The sequence below is a fragment of the Vreelandella titanicae BH1 genome (assembly GCF_000336575.1).
Taxonomy (GTDB): Bacteria; Pseudomonadota; Gammaproteobacteria; order Pseudomonadales; family Halomonadaceae; genus Vreelandella; species Vreelandella titanicae.
On sequence record NZ_AOPO01000015.1, the window covers coordinates 12,877 to 26,319 of the forward strand.

Sequence of the window (13,443 nt, forward strand, 5' to 3'; positions counted from 1 at the left end):
AGGTAACGATGAAAGCGATCAAGCTGAATCAGCCCGGCGGTTTGGACAAGCTGGACGTTGTCGACATGGAAGCGCCTGGGGAGCCGGGCCCTGGTGAAATCCGAGTACGTCTACACGCCAGCTCTCTGAATTTTCACGACTACGCCGTGGTCGCTGGGATGATTCCCACCGACGATGGGCGTATTCCCATGTCAGACGGCGCAGGTGTTGTCGAAGCCGTGGGCGATGGTGTCAGTGAGTTCGCGGTGGGCGACCACGTGGTATCGACCTTCTTTCCCCACTGGTTGGAAGGCCCGGCGCGTGTCGGTGATTTTCGCACCACGCCAGGTGACGGCGTGGATGGCTACGCTCGTGAGCAGGTTGTACGCCCGGCTGAGTGGTTTACCCATCAGCCCAAGGGCTATAGCCATGCGGAATCCGCTACCTTAACCACCGCTGGCTTGACCGCTTGGCGGGCGCTGGTCGTCGATGGTGGCATTAAAGCGGGGGATAGCGTGCTGGTGATGGGCACGGGCGGGGTATCCATTTTTGCCCTGCAGTTTGCCCGATTAATGGGCGCGCGGGTAATTGCTACCTCATCATCTAACGAAAAGCTGGCGCGGCTGCGTGAGATGGGCGCCGAGCACACCATCAACTATAAAGAGACGCCTGATTGGGGTAAGCGCGTGAAAGAGCTGACCAACGGCGAAGGCGTTGATCATATCGTCGAAGTGGGCGGGCCAGGTACGCTGCCGCAATCCTTTGATGCGATCAAAATCGGTGGGCATATCGCTTTGATTGGTATCCTCACTGGGCGTGAGGGTGAAATACCGACGGCTAAATTAATGGCCAAGCAGGCGAGTTTGAAAGGCTTGATTGTGGGCAGTCGTCGCCACCAGATCGAGATGATTCGTGCGCTGGAAACATTCGATATGCACCCGATCATTGACCGCGAATTCCCGCTTGCCGAGATCGCCGACGCTTTCCGCCACCAGGAATCTGGCCAGCACTTCGGCAAGATCTGCCTGACGTTTTAAAACAGTTGGCTTACTTTCGAGGAAGTGAGTCATAGATAAATAGTTTGCACGCCTTGCGCACTTGCCGGGCGTGCAAGTGCAGACTAATCTGGCAAGCGGCTGTAGACCACGCCTTTTACTTCAAGCTCCAATATCTCATCGTAGGGCACCATCACGCCTTCAACGTCACCCGGTGTGCGATGGCTGTTCTTAATCTCGGTTTCAGGTATCACCTTTACGCCCATTAGCCCAACGTGCTGGATTCTGGCGCTAAAGCGATTGCCCTCATGCTCAATCAGTAGCCGCTCACCGGCAATACACTTCTCGAGCTTGGCGTGGAGTTCTGTTTCGCTAACGTGGACAACACTCATTGCTTTCTCCTTTAGCTTTTGCCATTGCTCTCGCAATAAAATAATAATCCGTTATGTGCGCTAACGACTGTCTATAAAGACTTTATTTTAGACCATAAGTTCGTCTATGAGGTTAGAAGCTGCGCGCACCGTGCTAAAGTGAACGCTTATTGCTAACCATAGGGACAAGGTCATGGGGGAGCATTCATCATCAGCCGACACGCCGCTGTGGGCGGTCGTCGAGCTCGATCAGTTTCGTACCCCTGAGCAGACCCAGGCAAGCCAATGGCGACGTTCGTTGCGTTCGGCTTCGACGTGGCTGGTAGGCAAAAACAGCGCTGAGCAGCAGGTAAAAGAAGAGCATGAACTGCGTGCGTTGCCCGAGGTTAAGCTAGCGCATTTAGTGCCGCCCATCGATTGGGCGCCCGCCGCAAGGGCTTTGGCGCAGCAGCTAAAAGGCCAGCAAGCGCCGGTTACGTTTTTTATTACCCCGCCGCACAGCGGCCATGTTTCTGTGGTGAGTCAGTGGGCGGAACAGCACCACTTTGCCTGTTTGCCGCCACCCACGCTCAGCGAGCTTGCCGAAGGCGACACTCAGTGGGTAGAGCGTTGTGCCAATCAACGCGAGTGGGCTGTTCCCGCATTAGAACGCTACTTTTTACGCCACACTCAGGGTATTCAGGGCGTACGTGAATTTCTTGAGCGTGCCTTAAGTGGCCGCTTGGGGCAGGGTGTGATTGGCTGTGACAGCTGGGCGTATGCCTACCTACAAGAAGTGGTCGGTATCGAGGGCGCGCCGGTATTTACCCTTCAAGCCATGGAGGGCGAACAGCTGTCGCAGTACTTTGCGAAGATTGCGACCCATGAGGGGCAGTCTCCGTTGGTCTACAGCACGCGAACCGGTAAGCCAGTATTGACTGAATCAGCAACCCAGCATGGCGACAAAGCCCCTAACAAAGAGCTACAGCGCTTAGCTGCTCACTGTCGTGGTCATATAGGTCTTGCTTGGCACTACTGGCGCGAGCGGCTGCGTGAGCCAACAGCAGACGATGAAGAGGCGCTGTGGCTGGTCGATGCCCTCGCCGAGGCAGAACTCTCCACAGATACCGGGGATATCGCCACGCTGGTGCTGCATGCGTTATTGGTTCATGGCGGTCTGGATGACCACTCCCTCGGGCAGGTGTTGCCGTTTTCACACCACGAGGCACTCAATGCCCGGTTAGCTTTGCAGCGCAAAGGGATTGTTTCAAGCAGCGAAGGGCGTTGGCAGATCACACCGTTAAGCTACGCAAGCGTTCGCCAGCTATTGGAATCGCGCAATTATCTGGTTGATCCCCTTTAAGTCGCCGCGCTAACAGCGACAGGCCTGCGGAGGGCACCCATGGACGAACAACAAAAGTACGCACGATTGTTTAACGATATTGATAGCCAAGCGATGATTACCCTTGGGGTGGTGCTGCTATCGACCATTGTGCTGATTATTGTCAGCCAGCGGGGGCTTAACTGGCTGGCCACTCGGTTACACGGGCAAGTGCGTTTCCGCATTTTTGCCTTGGTGCCTCTAACGCGCCTACTGATTTTGATTACTGCACTGGCCATCATCGTACCGATTATTATCGAGCCATCGCTACGTAATATGGTCACGTTGCTGGGAGCACTTGGCTTAGCCATTGGTTTTGCCATGAAGGATTACGTAAGCAGCTTGATTGCGGGTGTTGTTTCGGCGATTGAACTGCCTTATCGCCCAGGGGACTGGGTTAATATTGAAGGCACTTACGGCGAGGTTAAGCACGTCGGTTTGCGCACGGTAGATATTCAGACGCCCGACGATGATTTAGTCGCCGTGCCGCACTTAAAGTTGTGGGATCACGCCGTTTACAACGCTAATAATGGCGGTACCAGCCTGCAGTGCGTGGCGAGTTTTTACCTTCACCCCGAGCACGAAGCAGGCTGGGTACGTAAAGCGCTGCGCGATGTGGCGTTAACCAGCGCCTATCTGAAGTTCGATAAGCCAATTATTGTGGTGGCCGAAGAGAAACCCTGGGGCACCCACTACCGCATACGCGCTTACCCGGTGGATCCGCGCCAGCAGTTTTTGTTTATTACCGATCTAACTGTGCGCGGTAAAACAGTGCTGAGTGCCGCAGGCGTGCAGTCAGCGATGTTGCCACCGGATGCTGCCCTGGATGCACGCAACGCGGCAGAATCTTCTTACTAACAGGCCTTAGGCGTCTGTAGACTCGGGCAGCTCACCGCTGTGATAGACGTTTTGCACATCGTCCAGTTCGTTGAGCATGCCTAGGAATTTTTCGAACATCGCTACATCATCGCCTTCCACCGGGGTGGTGGTTTGCGGCAGGAACTGAATCTCGTCTGCCTCAAAGTCAATCTCACCGAAGGCATCTAATAATGCCTGTTTGGCTTTGGCGTAGTCGGTATGTGGGGCAAAAACGGTGATCCGCTCACCCTCTTGCTCAATATCGGTGACATCCACATCGGCTTCCATCAGCGCTTCAAGCACGGCTTCTTCATCGTTTCCGGCGAAGGAGAAGATAGCGCAGTGGTCAAACATATGGCTGACGCTACCGGGAGTGCCGATTTTACTCTTGGTTTTGGTGAAGCAGCCGCGCACATCGCCAAAGGTGCGGTTGGGGTTGTCGGTAAGGCAGTCGACAATCACCATCACATTGCCAGGGCCGAAGCCTTCATAGCGTGCAGGCGAGAAATCCTCGCCACCGGCACCGCTGGCTTTGTCGAGCGCTTTATCAATAACGTGAGAGGGCACCTGATCTTTTTTGGCCCGCTCCATTAAGCCGCGCAGCGCCAGATTGCCATTAGGGTCGGTGCCGCCCGCTTTAGCGCAAACGTAAATCTCGCGTCCATATTTGCTGTAGACCTTGGTCTTTGCATCGGCCGTTTTGGCCATGGATTCCTTACGGTTCTGAAAAGCCCTACCCATGTTGCCGTCCTATGTTTTCTAGACCTATGTTCTCTATATGCCCCGCGCAATGAGCGGCGGGGCGGATGTTTTCAAAAGAGCGAATAAATCGCATAGAGCAAAAGATTAAATTTTACCCAACAGCGTACCATGCTAACAGCGTTATTTAAGACGCTTACCGAAGTGTTGCTTGGCTTGGCGTATACTGGCCATCATTGCTCATATTTTGATTTTGACCCCTCAAGGAGGAAAAGACATGCCGTTAACACTCTGGCTATCGCTCGCCGCGATTTGTGCCATGGGCGCTATGTCGCCGGGGCCGAGCTTGGCACTGGTGCTGCGCCATACGTTAGGCGGCGGGCGTTTTACTGGAGTGACCGCGGCAGTTTTCCATGCCTTTGGTGTAGGCTTTTATGCGCTCCTTACCGTTTGGGGGCTAGGCGCGATAATCGCCGGTTTTCCGCTGCTGTTCCAGCTGATTACCTGGTTCGGCGCGGCTTATTTGGCGTGGCTAGGGGTTAAAGCGCTGCGTGCCGGGAAAGCCGGTGCCTTAGAGCCTAATGCGATTGTCACTAGCCGAGGGCAGGCGGCCAAAGAGGGCGTGCTGGTGGCATTAGGCAACCCGAAGCTGATTCTGTTTTTTGTTGCACTACTGAGCCAGTTTGTGACCCCGGAGATGAGTGGGGTAGCTAAAGCTATCATTGTGTTAACGGCGATGATTATTGATGGCGGCTGGTACGTGCTGGTGGCGGTGGTGCTTTCCCACTCGCAGATTCTGCCCTGGCTACAGCGGCGTGCCCATTGGATTAACCGCATCACGGGCGTACTGTTAATCGCGCTGGCGCTACGAGTGGTCGCCGGACCGCTGGTGTAAAAAGCATAGCCGTGGCATGGTGATACCCATGCCGTTTGGGGTTTTGTGGGGCTGATTGATGCAAATATACGACCAAGACTGCTATACCCACCAAGGGCTGCCGTTCAATTTACGTGCGCTACGCGGCCAAGTGCTGCTGGTGGTTAACGTTGCCAGCCAGTGTGGCTTTACCCCGCAGCTAAGCGAACTCGAAACCCTTTTTCAGCGCTACCGGGATCGTGGCTTCACTGTGCTCGGTTTCCCGTGTAATCAGTTTGGCCGCCAGTCGCCGGAAAGTGCTCAAGCGTTTTGCCAGTTTGGCGAGCAGCAGTTTGGAGTCAGTTTTCCGCTACTGGAAAAGGTCAATGTCAATGGGAGTGATGCCCATCCACTGTTTGTGCTGCTCAAGCGCGAGGCGCCTGGAGTCCTAGGCACACAGCTGATCAAATGGAATTTTACCAAGTTCCTGGTGGGCCGTGATGGCAAGGTGATAGCCCGATTTGGGCCGCGCTATCACGGGCGCCCGCTACGCCTGGCATTAGAAGAAGCCTTGGATCAAACATACCCATAGCCCCACAGGGCACTATCCCTCTATACCTGCTCGCCCCGCGCGACTGCTACACGATTCATGAGTGCGTTCCAGCGGTGACGCACCATCATGGTCGTTAAGCCTGAAAACAGCGCCCAGCTTTTGCGGCGCCAGCCCTTCAAGCGCATATTGTGATTGACCAACTGCTTCATCAGCTTATAGTCGTCAAATTGTCGCCACTCGCTGGCGATTGAAAGCTGATGGCGAGACATCACCGGTGCCATTTCCAGGCGAAACATCCATTCGAGCTCGTTAAGCGTCATATCATAACGCTCTATGACTTCGACCATACGCGCGTAATCGCGTTCGCTGGGTTCACGATCCAGCCACAGCGGGGCTAGCGCTAGCCATAGATCGCCGCGTTCATCTACTAGCTGCTGTGCATTCATGATCGCCTCGTGGGAAGTCGTTGCTGATATAAGTACTTTGGCAGCTATCGTGACGCGAATGCGCCCCGAGCTCAAGGGCGGGCAGGAGCTCAAGGATGGAGAGTCGCTCATGGGAGGACGATAGCTCAGGAGCGGACAGAGCGCACGGAGGCAGCTAGAATAGCCTCTATGAGTCATGACACTGCTATGCCACAAACTATGCCAAAAGCTATGGCAAAACGGTGTCGCTAGTTATGATGTTGCCAGTTACGATATTAAAAGCTAAATCAATCCGATAAAGAGGTTCTCTGTGATTATTAAACCCAAAGTACGCGGCTTTATTTGTACCACTACTCATCCCATCGGCTGCGAGCAGAACGTTCGCGAACAGATTGAAGCGACCCGTGCTCGCGGTTTGGATAAGCAGGCTGGCCCAAAAAAAGTACTCGTCATTGGGGCTTCAAGTGGCTATGGGTTGGCAGCCCGTATTACCGCAGCTTTTGGCTACGGCGCCGATACCCTGGGCGTTTTCTTTGAAAAGCCTGCCACCGATAAGAAACCCGGCACCGCAGGCTGGTACAACAGTGCCGCCTTCGATAAGTTTGCCAAGCAGGAAGGGCTGTACAGCAAATCGATTAACGGCGATGCGTTCTCCCATGAAGCGCGGGAAAAAGCCATTGAACTGATCAAGCAGGACATGGGCGAGATCGATCTGGTGGTGTACTCGCTGGCGTCGCCCGTGCGTAAGCTGCCGGATAGCGGCGAACTTAAGCGCTCGAGCCTCAAGCCAATTGGCGAAACCTACCGCGCTACTGCTATCGATACCAATAAAGACGCGATTATCGAAGCAGAAGTAGAGCCAGCCACCCAGCAGGAAATCGACGACACCATTACGGTAATGGGTGGCGAAGATTGGGAACTGTGGATGGAAGCACTTGACCAAGCAGGTGTGCTGGCAAAAGGTGCGCGTAGCGTGGCGTTTAGCTATATCGGCACTGAAATCACTTGGCCGATCTACTGGCACGGTGCGCTGGGTAAAGCCAAGGAAGACCTTGACCGCGCTGCCGCGGCTATCGACGCCAAGCTGAAAGAGACCGGTGGCGGTGCCAATGTGGCGGTACTCAAGTCGGTGGTCACCCAAGCGAGCGCGGCCATTCCGGTAATGCCGCTGTATATCGCCATGGTCTACCGCATCATGAAAGAGCAGGGTCTGCACGAAGGCACAATCGATCAATTGAACCGTCTATTCGGTGAGCAGCTCTACTCAGCCCAAGGCAAGCGCGGTGAAATGGTAACTGATGAGGTAGGGCGCCTGCGTTTGGATGACTGGGAGTTGCGCGATGACGTTCAGCAAGCGTGCCAGGATCTTTGGCCTGAAGTGACGACTGAAAACTTATTCGAGATTACCGACTATGCTGGTTATAAGCACGAGTTCTTGAAGCTGTTTGGCTTTGAGCGTGACGATGTCGATTACGATGCCGACGTCAATCCAGAGGTTACGTTTGATGTCGTGAATCTGTAAGCCATTCACAGAGGCGGTAGCGCCGCCCAATTCGACCGGAACGCGGGAGGTGTTTATGGACACTAGGGAAAGCAAAACCCCGGAAGAAGAGAAGCAGCATATTATCAATGAGCGGATACCTGAGGATTATGAAACCTCAAAACCTCATCTACAGCCTGAAGCCAAGAAGCGGCCAGGCGGGCTGTATAAGCTACTCCCGATAGTGGTGATCATTGTCGGCGTGATTGTGGTTAGTATCGTCGTGTTAGGCATTATTAACCGCGGTAATTAGTACTTAACCATTCTCTCTTTTTTGCCGGGCCTTGCGCCCGGCAATTTGCATTCATGCGTCACGTTTTTGTTGCAGTGGTCATAACGCTGCCATCCTCTACGCAATTGGGTAAGATGATCGTTTATCTATGTCGATGGCGGTCTTTCATGCATCTTTTCATGCAACTCAATCAGTTATCATGCAGCCCAACCCGTTAGCCTCACCGGCAGCGCTACCGCGTCGGCGGGTGGCCTTTTTGCTGCTGCCAGGTTTTTCGTTATTGACCCACGCCAGCGCACTGGAACCGCTACAAATGGCTAACCAGCTGAGTGGGCAGATGCTTTACCACACCGTCACATTAAGTCTCAATGACGAGCCCGTGCGCAGTGGTGCTCAGCTTTCGCTCATTGCTCAGCACGCACTAAGTACCGCATTAGGCCCGCTTGACCTGCTGTTGATATGCGCACCAACACCGCTGCCCTATACGCTTCCTGCAAAGTTGAATGAGTGGCTCCGTGGGCACCAGGGGCGTGGTGTGGCACTGGGTGGGTTGGCAGGGGGCACTGAAGTGTTGGCACGCTGTGGGTTGCTTGAAGGCTATCGTGCGACGCTGCCCTGGCAGCGTTTTGAGGCCTTTGCTCAAGCCTATCCGCAAGTGACGCTTTCTCAACAGCTGTTTGAAATTGATCGCGACAGGCTGACCTGCGCGGGGGGAACCGCGGCCATGGATTTGATGCTCACGCTGATTGGCCAGCATCACGGTGCGCGCTTGGCGGAGCAGGTGTCTGAGCAGTTTGTCTGCGACCGCATCCGCTTGGCAGATGAGCGCCAGCATGTGCCGCTGCGTAGCCGCCTGGGGCATGCGCCGCAAAGTCTGGTGGAGGCTGTCACGCTTATGGAAGCCAATATTGAGGAGCCACTCTCGACCCTGGAACTGGCCGAACATCTGGGTATCTCTCGGCGTCAGTTGGAGCGGCTATTTAAGAAGTATCTGCAGGCGGTCCCTAGTCGCTACTACCTGGATTTACGCTTACAAGAGGCGCGCAAACAGCTTCGCGATAGTGACCGGCCGGTAGGCGATATTGCGTTTGCCACGGGATTTTCCTCAGGCGCGCACTTTTCTACCGCCTACCGTCACCATTTCGGCATGACGCCGAGAGAAGAGCGCCTGGGTTAGAAAGATTCAGGTTAATGTATCCACAATGCCACCTTCCACACGCAGTGCCGCCCCGCTGGTTGCACTGGCTTGGGGAGAAGCGGCGTAGACGCTCATACTCGCGACTTCTTCGGGTGTTGCTAAGCGCTGGATAATTGAAGAGGGGCGGTTCTCTTTAACAAAGCGTTCTTCCATCTCTTGCTGAGAGATGCCCTCTTTTTCCGCCATTTCCCCCATCATCTTGATCACGCCTTCTGAACGGGTCGGCCCAGGTAGAATGGCATTCACGGTGACCTGGGTGCCGCTGAGCACTTTGGCCAGCCCGCGAGAGACGGAGAGCAGCGCCGATTTGGTCATGCCGTAATGCACCATTTCACTAGGGATGTTGATCCCCGACTCGCTGGAGATAAACTGTATGCGGCCCCAGTCGCGCTCGCGCATGCCCTGGGCGTAGTGACGGGAAAGCCTCACCGCGCTCATGATATTAATATCGAAAAATTGCTGCCACGTAGCGTCATCTACATCGAAAAAGTCCTGCGGGGCGAAAATGCCTACGTTATTGATCAGGATATCCGCGCTGGGCTGCTGTTTAATAAGCGTTTGGCAACCTTCAGCGGTGCCGAGATCAGCCGCCACGCCTTCTACCTTGGCATTGGGAGTGTCTTTTTTAAGTGCGCTGATGGCACCATCAACACGTGCTTGGGTACGCCCTGTTATAACCACGTCAGCGCCTGCCTTGGCGAGCCCTTGAGCAATTGCAAAACCGATGCCCGCTGTAGAACCCGTGATAATGGCGTGTTTGCCGCTTAGATCAATCTGCATATGCTGGTCTCCTCTCATCCTGAGTGTCGGTGCTCATCACTATGCAACGCAGCTCATCGAATAACCGCATAGCTTGCTAATAAGTATGGGGCTCTTTTAGAGTTCTTCAAGGCGGTTCAGTGATACGCCGAGACGCCGCTATTCATAATTTGCCGTCCCATTGCTGAAAGCGCTTGGACTCTTTACCACCTTATACTGTTGTTACTACTTTCCTCCACTGGAGCTAGCGACCCATGAGCCATACCCCAAGCCGTCAAGATTACGACCACTACATGACGCCCAACTACTCACCACAGCAGGTCATTCCCGTGCGTGGTGAAGGTAGCCGCTTGTGGGATCAACAGGGCCGTGAATATATCGACTTTGCCGGGGGGATCGCGGTTAACTCCCTTGGTCATTGCCATCCAGTACTGGTCAATGCGCTCAAAGAGCAGGGCGAGAAGCTGTGGCACCTTTCCAACGTATATACCAACGAGCCAGCGCTGAACTTGGCCAAGACGCTGGTCGAGCGCACCTTCGCCGATAAGGTGTTCTTATGCTCCTCCGGCGGTGAAGCCAACGAAGCTGCGCTTAAGCTGGCACGCCGCTGGGCGGTGGATAATCACGGTGAGCAGAAAGATAAAATCATCTCGTTCTACCAATCTTTTCATGGCCGCACCTTCTTTACCGTCAGCGTGGGTGGCCAGCCCAAATACTCCCAGGGCTTTGGGCCGGTGCCGGGCGGAATTCTGCACGCTAATTACAATGACCTGGATAGCGTTCGCAAGCTGGTTGGCGACGACACCTGCGCAATTATGGTTGAACCCATGCAGGGCGAGGGCGGTATCGTGCCCGGCACGCAAGAATTCCTCCAAGGGCTGCGCGATCTCTGCGACGAGCACAATGCGCTATTGATTTTTGACGAAGTGCAAACCGGCGTTGGTCGTAGCGGAGAACTCTACGCTTATAAGAACTACGGCATTACGCCGGATATTCTTACCAGTGCCAAATCCTTGGGCGGCGGTTTCCCCATTGGCGCCATGCTGGCTATCGACTCGGTGGCTAAATCGCTGGTTGTTGGCACCCACGGTTCTACTTACGGCGGCAATGCGCTGGCATCTGCCGTTGCCTTGGCGGCGGTGGAGCTTATCGATACGCCCGAGGTGCTCGAAGGCGTTAAGCATCGCCACGATCTGTTCCGCGAGCATTTAGAAACTATCAACCGCAAGCATGGCGTGTTTAAAGAGATTCGCGGTATGGGCTTATTAATAGGTGCCCAGATGTCGGATGCCTATGAAGGGCGTGCCAAAGACATACTACCGCTGGCGATTGAAGAGGGCTTGATGGCGCTGATCGCCGGGCCGAACGTACTGCGCATGGCGCCTTCTCTGGTCATTCCTGAAGCGGATATCGCCGAGGGCATGGCCCGCTTAGAGCGCGCGATTGAGCGATTAGTTGCGGCAGCATGAGTGAACAGCAGGCTGCGTCAATCGTGTTAACTGAAGGGGAGGCATCGAGGATGCTGGTAGTTCGACCCGTTAAAGCGTCTGATCTCACGGCGCTTGAGCAATTAGCCGAGCATGCAGTACCTAAGCTTACTAACTTGCCTGCTAACCGTGAGCGACTTCAGGAGCGCATTGCGCGCTCTCAAGACGCCTTTAATGGTGACGTCGAGTTTCCAGAAAACGAGCACTATACGTTTGTTCTCGCCGATGACACACGCGAGGAAGTGCTCGGTACCGCCACCATACGTGCCCAGGCGGGTGCCAATGAGGCCTACTACACCTACCGCCAGGAAACGCTGATTCACGCCTCCCAGCAGTTGAACGTACGTCGTGAAGTGCAGACGCTAGCGCTCTCCCATGAAGTTTCTGACGCTACCCTGCTGTGCGCCTTTTCGCTTAACCCGCGTTATAAAGGCACCAGCGCGGAGAGCCTGCTGCGCCGGGCGCGGTTGATGTTTATCGCCCAGTACCCCGAGCGGTTTTCGCGTATTCTGGCGGTGGCGTTTCCCGGCTACTTGGATACGCGCAGTGAATCGCCGTTCTGGGAAAGCGTGGGGCGGCACTTTTTCGCCCGCAGTTTCCAGGATATTAACCACATTGCCGGGGTGCGCTCGAAAAGCTTTATCGCCGAAGTAATGCCCCAGTTCCCGCTCTATTTGCCGCTGCTAACACCCCAGGCGCGGGCGGCGATAGGTCGTGAGCACCCTGTTCATGAAGAGGCGTTGGAGGAGATGCTGGCGGAGGGCTTCGTGCGTTCGCGCCATGTGGATATTTTCGACGCCGGACCGATTGTCAAAGCCGAGCGCGAGCGGTTGGAAACCTTCCGCAGTGCTGCCTGGCACCCGGTGCGCATTCGCCCTGAACACGCTTTGCCGGATGCTGAACCCGCGCTGGTTGCCAATCAAAAGCTGGGCGAGTTTCGCTGCATCGTCGCCCGCTACGCGCTGTCACCCACGGGCCAGTTGATGCTCTCAGCGGAGCATGCTGAGCGGCTGGGTGTCACGGAAGGGCGAGCGGTGCTTGCTGCGCCGCTGACGCTACCCACCGTGGTAGACGCGCTCGATGAAGGAGAAATGTAATGCGCATTCGACCCATTGCCCGTGATGATCTGGATGGGCTTCAGGCGCTTGCGCAGCAGGCGGGCGTTGGCTTTACCTCGCTGCCGGATAATCGCGAGTTTCTAGCCGGTAAGATTGAAGCGGCTGCCAGTGCCTTTGAAGAGCGCACTCCGGTGGATGATCGGCTTTATTTCTTTGTGCTAGAGGATGAAGTAAGCGGCGAGTTGGCGGGCTGCTGCGCCATTGAGGGGCAGGTGGGGCGCGAGGTGCCGTTCTATAACTATCGGCTGGGAACCCTTGCGCACTCATCCATTCAGCTGGATCTTCACCGCACTATCGACACGCTGTTTTTAAGCTCCGACCACACCGGCGATGCCGAAGTATGCTCGCTGTTTCTGCGTCCTGAGTATCGCGGCGAAGCCAACAAACATTTGCGCAATGGCGCGCTGCTCTCCAAAGCGCGCTGGCTGTTTATTGCCCAGTTTCGTGATCGCTTTCCCGATAAAGTGCTGGCGGAGATGCGTGGGGTGTTTGATGAGCACAATACCAGCCCCTTTTGGGAGAGCCTGGGCAAGCACTTCTTTCCCATGGATTTCAGCGAAGCGGATCGCTTAACCGGCCTGGGGCAGAAGAGCTTTATTGGCGAGCTGATGCCCAAGTTCCCCATTTACACCACCTTTATGGCCGAAGAGGCGCGGGCTTGTATTGGTCAGGTGCATCGCCACACCCGACCGGCGCTGGAGATGCTTAAGAAAGAGGGGCTGCGCTGGGAAGGCTATATCGATATTTTCGACGGTGGCCCGACGGTGGAAGCTTACATTGACGATGTGCGCGCCATCCGTAACTCACGGCTCTGCCAAGTGGAAGTATCCAATAGCGCAGCAGAAGAGAGTGTCAGCCGCTGGCTGGCCGCCAACACCCATATGCTCAGCTTTACCGCCAGTTGGGTAGGCCGTGCCCCCAGCGATGACAACACTATCGTGCTGAGCGCACAAGAAGCGAAGCGCTTAGGCGTTGCCACCGGCGATACCCTACGGCTACTCGAGACCTAGGCGACG

The 13,443-nt window shown here is 55.3% G+C and carries 15 protein-coding genes; 11 read left to right on the forward strand and 4 right to left on the reverse strand.

Going from position 1 to position 13,443, the window contains the following annotated elements:
* The first annotated feature begins 8 nt into the window (after positions 1–8).
* Entirely contained in the window at positions 9–1,016 is a 1,008-nt protein-coding gene (locus HALTITAN_RS20045; RefSeq protein ID WP_009288175.1) for a zinc-dependent alcohol dehydrogenase family protein, read from the forward strand.
* Between the two features lie 83 nt (positions 1,017–1,099).
* On the opposite strand, the gene HALTITAN_RS20050 is transcribed toward HALTITAN_RS20045, so the two are convergent.
* Positions 1,100–1,366, reverse strand: coding sequence for a hypothetical protein (locus HALTITAN_RS20050; RefSeq protein ID WP_027959997.1), 267 nt, complete (start codon positions 1,364–1,366; stop codon positions 1,100–1,102).
* A gap of 172 nt (positions 1,367–1,538) precedes the next feature.
* Between HALTITAN_RS20050 and HALTITAN_RS20055 the strand changes: the two genes are divergently transcribed.
* Both HALTITAN_RS20055 and HALTITAN_RS20060 read left to right on the forward strand, forming a co-directional pair.
* Complete coding sequence (locus HALTITAN_RS20055; protein WP_009288176.1) at positions 1,539–2,687, forward strand: hypothetical protein; 1,149 nt, start codon at positions 1,539–1,541, stop codon at positions 2,685–2,687.
* A 39-nt stretch (positions 2,688–2,726) separates the two neighbouring features.
* A complete protein-coding gene (locus HALTITAN_RS20060) occupies positions 2,727–3,563 on the forward strand; it encodes a mechanosensitive ion channel family protein (RefSeq protein ID WP_009288177.1) in 837 nt (278 codons plus the stop codon).
* A 6-nt stretch (positions 3,564–3,569) separates the two neighbouring features.
* On the opposite strand, the gene HALTITAN_RS20065 is transcribed toward HALTITAN_RS20060, so the two are convergent.
* Positions 3,570–4,304, reverse strand: coding sequence for a YebC/PmpR family DNA-binding transcriptional regulator (locus tag HALTITAN_RS20065; protein ID WP_009288178.1), 735 nt, complete (start codon positions 4,302–4,304; stop codon positions 3,570–3,572).
* A gap of 235 nt (positions 4,305–4,539) precedes the next feature.
* Here HALTITAN_RS20065 and HALTITAN_RS20070 point away from each other — a divergent pair, with 235 nt between their 5' ends.
* Positions 4,540–5,157, forward strand: coding sequence for a LysE family translocator (locus tag HALTITAN_RS20070; protein ID WP_022522487.1), 618 nt, complete (start codon positions 4,540–4,542; stop codon positions 5,155–5,157).
* A 58-nt stretch (positions 5,158–5,215) separates the two neighbouring features.
* Complete coding sequence (locus HALTITAN_RS20075; protein ID WP_039860245.1) at positions 5,216–5,707, forward strand: glutathione peroxidase; 492 nt, start codon at positions 5,216–5,218, stop codon at positions 5,705–5,707.
* A gap of 20 nt (positions 5,708–5,727) precedes the next feature.
* Here the strand turns inward: HALTITAN_RS20075 and HALTITAN_RS20080 are convergent, their stop codons facing one another.
* Complete coding sequence (locus HALTITAN_RS20080; RefSeq protein WP_027960003.1) at positions 5,728–6,114, reverse strand: DUF7079 family protein; 387 nt, start codon at positions 6,112–6,114, stop codon at positions 5,728–5,730.
* A gap of 289 nt (positions 6,115–6,403) precedes the next feature.
* Between HALTITAN_RS20080 and fabV the strand changes: the two genes are divergently transcribed.
* From fabV to HALTITAN_RS20095, 3 genes are all read left to right on the forward strand, one after another.
* Positions 6,404–7,615 (forward strand): enoyl-ACP reductase FabV, encoded by a 1,212-nt coding sequence (gene fabV, locus HALTITAN_RS20085; RefSeq protein WP_009288181.1) that lies wholly within the window; start codon positions 6,404–6,406, stop codon positions 7,613–7,615.
* Positions 7,616–7,670: 55 nt separating this feature from the next.
* Complete coding sequence (locus HALTITAN_RS20090) at positions 7,671–7,886, forward strand: hypothetical protein (protein WP_022522490.1); 216 nt, start codon at positions 7,671–7,673, stop codon at positions 7,884–7,886.
* 178 nt (positions 7,887–8,064) lie between these two features.
* Positions 8,065–9,042 carry a GlxA family transcriptional regulator gene (locus HALTITAN_RS20095; RefSeq protein ID WP_176316247.1) on the forward strand — a complete coding sequence of 326 codons (978 nt, stop codon included), beginning with the start codon at positions 8,065–8,067 and terminating at the stop codon, positions 9,040–9,042.
* Between the two features lie 6 nt (positions 9,043–9,048).
* Here the strand turns inward: HALTITAN_RS20095 and HALTITAN_RS20100 are convergent, their stop codons facing one another.
* Positions 9,049–9,843, reverse strand: coding sequence for an SDR family NAD(P)-dependent oxidoreductase (locus tag HALTITAN_RS20100; protein ID WP_027960006.1), 795 nt, complete (start codon positions 9,841–9,843; stop codon positions 9,049–9,051).
* A gap of 233 nt (positions 9,844–10,076) precedes the next feature.
* On the opposite strand from HALTITAN_RS20100, the gene HALTITAN_RS20105 reads away from it, so the two are divergent.
* The 3 genes from HALTITAN_RS20105 to astA are packed head-to-tail and all read left to right on the forward strand — an operon-like array spanning position 10,077 to position 13,437.
* Positions 10,077–11,291: an aspartate aminotransferase family protein gene (locus HALTITAN_RS20105; RefSeq protein WP_009288183.1), complete on the forward strand. Its 1,215-nt coding sequence runs from the start codon at positions 10,077–10,079 to the stop codon at positions 11,289–11,291.
* A gap of 50 nt (positions 11,292–11,341) precedes the next feature.
* Positions 11,342–12,406, forward strand: coding sequence for an arginine N-succinyltransferase (locus tag HALTITAN_RS20110; protein WP_039860247.1), 1,065 nt, complete (start codon positions 11,342–11,344; stop codon positions 12,404–12,406).
* The gene (astA, locus tag HALTITAN_RS20115; protein ID WP_039860248.1) at positions 12,406–13,437 is read left to right on the forward strand and encodes an arginine N-succinyltransferase; all 1,032 of its coding nucleotides are present in this window, start codon (positions 12,406–12,408) and stop codon (positions 13,435–13,437) included. Before HALTITAN_RS20110 ends, astA begins: the two co-directional genes overlap by 1 nt.
* The last annotated feature ends 6 nt before the right edge of the window (positions 13,438–13,443 follow it).

Coding starts and splice junctions, on each gene's coding strand:
- HALTITAN_RS20045 (WP_009288175.1), top strand. CDS start 9: ATGAAAGCGATCAAGCTGAATCAGCCCGGCGGTTTGGACAAGCTGGAC.
- astA (WP_039860248.1), top strand. CDS start 12,406: ATGCGCATTCGACCCATTGCCCGTGATGATCTGGATGGGCTTCAGGCG.
- HALTITAN_RS20065 (WP_009288178.1), bottom strand. CDS start 4,304: ATGGGTAGGGCTTTTCAGAACCGTAAGGAATCCATGGCCAAAACGGCC.
- HALTITAN_RS20110 (WP_039860247.1), top strand. CDS start 11,342: ATGCTGGTAGTTCGACCCGTTAAAGCGTCTGATCTCACGGCGCTTGAG.
- HALTITAN_RS20105 (WP_009288183.1), top strand. CDS start 10,077: ATGAGCCATACCCCAAGCCGTCAAGATTACGACCACTACATGACGCCC.
- HALTITAN_RS20070 (WP_022522487.1), top strand. CDS start 4,540: ATGCCGTTAACACTCTGGCTATCGCTCGCCGCGATTTGTGCCATGGGC.
- HALTITAN_RS20090 (WP_022522490.1), top strand. CDS start 7,671: ATGGACACTAGGGAAAGCAAAACCCCGGAAGAAGAGAAGCAGCATATT.
- HALTITAN_RS20050 (WP_027959997.1), bottom strand. CDS start 1,366: ATGAGTGTTGTCCACGTTAGCGAAACAGAACTCCACGCCAAGCTCGAG.
- HALTITAN_RS20095 (WP_176316247.1), top strand. CDS start 8,065: ATGCAGCCCAACCCGTTAGCCTCACCGGCAGCGCTACCGCGTCGGCGG.
- HALTITAN_RS20080 (WP_027960003.1), bottom strand. CDS start 6,114: ATGAATGCACAGCAGCTAGTAGATGAACGCGGCGATCTATGGCTAGCG.
- HALTITAN_RS20060 (WP_009288177.1), top strand. CDS start 2,727: ATGGACGAACAACAAAAGTACGCACGATTGTTTAACGATATTGATAGC.
- HALTITAN_RS20075 (WP_039860245.1), top strand. CDS start 5,216: ATGCAAATATACGACCAAGACTGCTATACCCACCAAGGGCTGCCGTTC.
- HALTITAN_RS20055 (WP_009288176.1), top strand. CDS start 1,539: ATGGGGGAGCATTCATCATCAGCCGACACGCCGCTGTGGGCGGTCGTC.
- HALTITAN_RS20100 (WP_027960006.1), bottom strand. CDS start 9,843: ATGCAGATTGATCTAAGCGGCAAACACGCCATTATCACGGGTTCTACA.